At 36.5% G+C, this 3,179-nt stretch carries 3 protein-coding genes; 2 read left to right on the top strand and 1 reads right to left on the bottom strand.

The features are described 5' to 3' along the window. Positions 1-57 precede the first annotated feature (57 nt). Together pepV and BFA01S_RS21150 are read left to right on the top strand one after the other, a co-directional pair. Positions 58-1,449 carry a dipeptidase PepV gene (pepV, locus tag BFA01S_RS21145; RefSeq protein ID WP_066235558.1) on the top strand — a complete coding sequence of 464 codons (1,392 nt, stop codon included), beginning with the start codon at positions 58-60 and terminating at the stop codon, positions 1,447-1,449. A gap of 100 nt (positions 1,450-1,549) precedes the next feature. Further along, entirely contained in the window at positions 1,550-2,158 is a 609-nt protein-coding gene (locus tag BFA01S_RS21150) for a DedA family protein (protein ID WP_066235560.1), read from the top strand. 35 nt (positions 2,159-2,193) lie between these two features. Here BFA01S_RS21150 and cysK read toward each other — a convergent pair whose 3' ends face one another. Continuing rightward, the gene (gene cysK, locus BFA01S_RS21155) at positions 2,194-3,123 is read right to left on the bottom strand and encodes a cysteine synthase A (protein ID WP_066235562.1); all 930 of its coding nucleotides are present in this window, start codon (positions 3,121-3,123) and stop codon (positions 2,194-2,196) included. Between the last annotated feature and the right edge of the window lie 56 nt (positions 3,124-3,179).

Here is a 3,179-nt window from a genome sequence, read left to right on the forward strand (position 1 = left end):
TTACTGCTCGTTAAGGTTGGGATAAATATGTGAAAGCATTGATGAGGAGGATTTTTGATGGATTGGAAAAAGGAAGTTCAAAAAAGAAAAGAAAGTTTAATAAGTGATACACAGGAATTTCTGCAAATAAAGAGTGTATTAGATGAAGATTTGAAAAGTGATCATGCTCCGTTCGGTGAAGGGATTAATAAAGCATTGAATTTCCTTTTAGAACAAGGTCAAAGAGAGGGTTTTACTGTAAAGAACTTAGATGGTTATGCAGCACATATTGAATTTGGGAAAGGCGAGGAGATAGTAGGTATTCTTTGTCATATTGATGTAGTACCGGAAGGAGACGGATGGATGAGTGATCCTTTTGGTGCAGAAATTAGAGATGGAAAAATTTATGCAAGGGGAGCTTTAGATGATAAAGGACCGACAATGGCTGCATTTTATGCGATGAAAATTGTAAAGGACCTTGGTCTTTCTCTAAATAAACGAGTAAGAATGATTATTGGCACAGATGAGGAAAGTGATTGGAGATGTGTTGATCATTATTTTAAGCATGAAGAAATGCCAGCTTTAGGATTCGCTCCAGATGCAGATTTTCCAATTATTTTTGCAGAGAAAGGAATTATTGATGCAAAATTAATTGCAAAAAAAGTAAAGGAAACAAACACTGATATTGTATTAAAATCATTTCATTCAGGCAGGCGTTTTAATATGGTACCAGATTACGCGGAAGCAAAACTATTAGTTAATGATACGAATATTAATGTATCTGATCTTTTTGCTAATTTTCTAGGAGAATTCAATATAAATGGTGAAATAAATACAGAAGATAAAGAGATTATTGTACAAATAAAAGGCGTTTCTGCCCATGCGATGGAGCCGGATAACGGTGTTAATGCCGGTATTTTACTAGCTATGTTCTTAAAAAGGGTATTTTCAAATGGAGAGGGACATATATTTATTAACGAAATCGTAGAGAAATTTGCAAATGATACAAGAGGTGTGAAATTACATATTGTTTCCTCTGATGAAATAAGCGGAGAATTAACAGTGAATCTTGGAATTATATCATATGAAGCTGGAGAAGAAGGTTATATCGGAGTAAATATTCGCTATCCAGTTACAGGCGATTCTAAAGCTATTAAAGAAAAGCTTGGAAACTTACCATATTTTGAGTTGACAGAATTTAATGATTCTAAGCCGCACCATGTTGATGCCGGCCATCCATTAATAAAAACATTGCAAAAGGTGTATGAAAATCAGACAGGTGAGAAAGCAGAATTAATTTCAATAGGTGGAGGAACATATGCACGTTCATTACAAGCAGGTGTTGCCTTTGGACCATTATTTCCAGGACGTCCTGATATTGCACATCAAAAGGATGAGTATATTGAAATGGAGGATTTATTGAAAGCCGCGTCTATTTATGCAGAAGCAATTTATGAGCTTGCCAAGTAATATCTGATTAGTCAGTGAAAATTAATAAAACCTTAATAAAATCTTGTGGGTAAATAAATTATAATGAAATAAAAAGCTAAAGGTAACTCGGAGGAATAAAATGCAAAATTGGATCACAGAATTTATGGAGCAATTTGGTTACTTCGGTATTTTCCTAATGATAGCTTTAGAAAATGTATTCCCGCCAATTCCTTCAGAAGTTATCCTTACTTTTGGGGGATATATGACGACTATATCAGGCCTTTCAGTTGTCGGGGTAGTCATTGCCGCAACGGCAGGTTCTGTTTGTGGTGCAGTTATCCTTTATGGGATCGGTCTTTTACTCGACGTGGAGAGACTTGAGAAAATTATTGATAAGTGGGGACGTTTTTTAAGGGTTACAAGAGAAGATATCTACAAAGCGGACGCCTGGTTTGATAAGTATGGTTATTGGACAGTGTTTTTTTGCCGAATGGTTCCGCTAATTCGAAGTTTAATTTCGATTCCTGCAGGTATGTCGAACATGAAGTTTTCTCTGTTTCTTATTTTTACAACAGCCGGGACATTAATATGGAATATTGTTCTCGTGATGGTTGGTGCCGCTGTTGGGGAATCATGGGAAGATATTGTTCATTATATGGATATATATTCTAATATTACATATGCTGTTATTGGAGTGGGAATTGTTCTCTTTCTTTTCCTATTTTTCAGAAGGAAAAGAAAATCATAGTAAAGAGGCAGCTTTTCGCTGCCTCTCTTTTCTACTTAATAATCAAACAGATCACTTGATAAGTATCTTTCCCCTGTATCACAAATAATACATACAACAGAGTCTTCAGGCGTCAGCCTTTTGGCTACTTCAATCGCTGCAAAGCACGCTGCTCCTGAAGAAGGACCAACTAATATACCTTCTTCTGTTGCTAATCTTCTTGCAATATCGTATGCTTCTTCATCTTTAATTTTAAAAATTTCATCGTATACATTTTCATTTAAAATAGACGGGATAAAACCAGGGCTTGTCCCAACTAATTTATGTTTTCCAGCTTCTCCGCCTGATAGTACAGGTGAGCCTGCAGGTTCCACCACATGAACAGTTAAATCTTTATAATGTTCTTTCAGTGCTTCACCCGTTCCGGTAATTGTTCCGCCAGTCCCAGCTGTAGCAACGAATGCACTTAATTTTCTATTTATACTGTCCATTGCTTCAATAATTTCTTTTGCAGTCGTATGACGATGTGCGTCTGGGTTAGCCTTATTATCGAATTGCATCGGCATAAAGCTGTTCGGCAAGCTTTCCACAATTTCTTCTGCTTTTCGAATAGAGCCAGGCATTTTTTCATCGCCAGGTGTTAATACAACCTCTGCACCATACGCTTTAAGAATGTTAATACGCTCTACTGTCATCGTATCAGGCATAACAAAAATAGTCTTATATCCTCTAGCAGCAGCGTTCATTGCTAAACCAATTCCAGTATTGCCGCTTGTTGGTTCAACAATTGTCGCCCCAGGTTTTAATAGACCTTGTTTTTCTGCTTCAATAATCATGTTATAAGCTGCCCTGTCTTTTACACTTCCACTAGGGTTGAAAAATTCAAGCTTTAAATAGACATTTGCCCCATTTTCAGGCTGAAGCCGATTTAGTTTAACGAGTGGTGTATTTCCAATAAGTTCTGCCATGTTGTTAACTACTCGCATATTGTCACTCCTTCAAATAACTTTTTAAATTTTATCCCGCACTTAACGGGCAGTAA

This window comes from Metabacillus fastidiosus NBRC 101226 (assembly GCF_001591625.1).
Lineage (GTDB): Bacteria > Bacillota > Bacilli > Bacillales > Bacillaceae > Metabacillus > Metabacillus fastidiosus.

Excerpts from the sequence above, each read along its gene's own strand:
- pepV (WP_066235558.1), top strand. The coding sequence starts at position 58 with ATGGATTGGAAAAAGGAAGTTCAAAAAAGAAAAGAAAGTTTAATAAGT.
- BFA01S_RS21150 (WP_066235560.1), top strand. The coding sequence starts at position 1,550 with ATGCAAAATTGGATCACAGAATTTATGGAGCAATTTGGTTACTTCGGT.
- cysK (WP_066235562.1), bottom strand. The coding sequence starts at position 3,123 with ATGCGAGTAGTTAACAACATGGCAGAACTTATTGGAAATACACCACTC.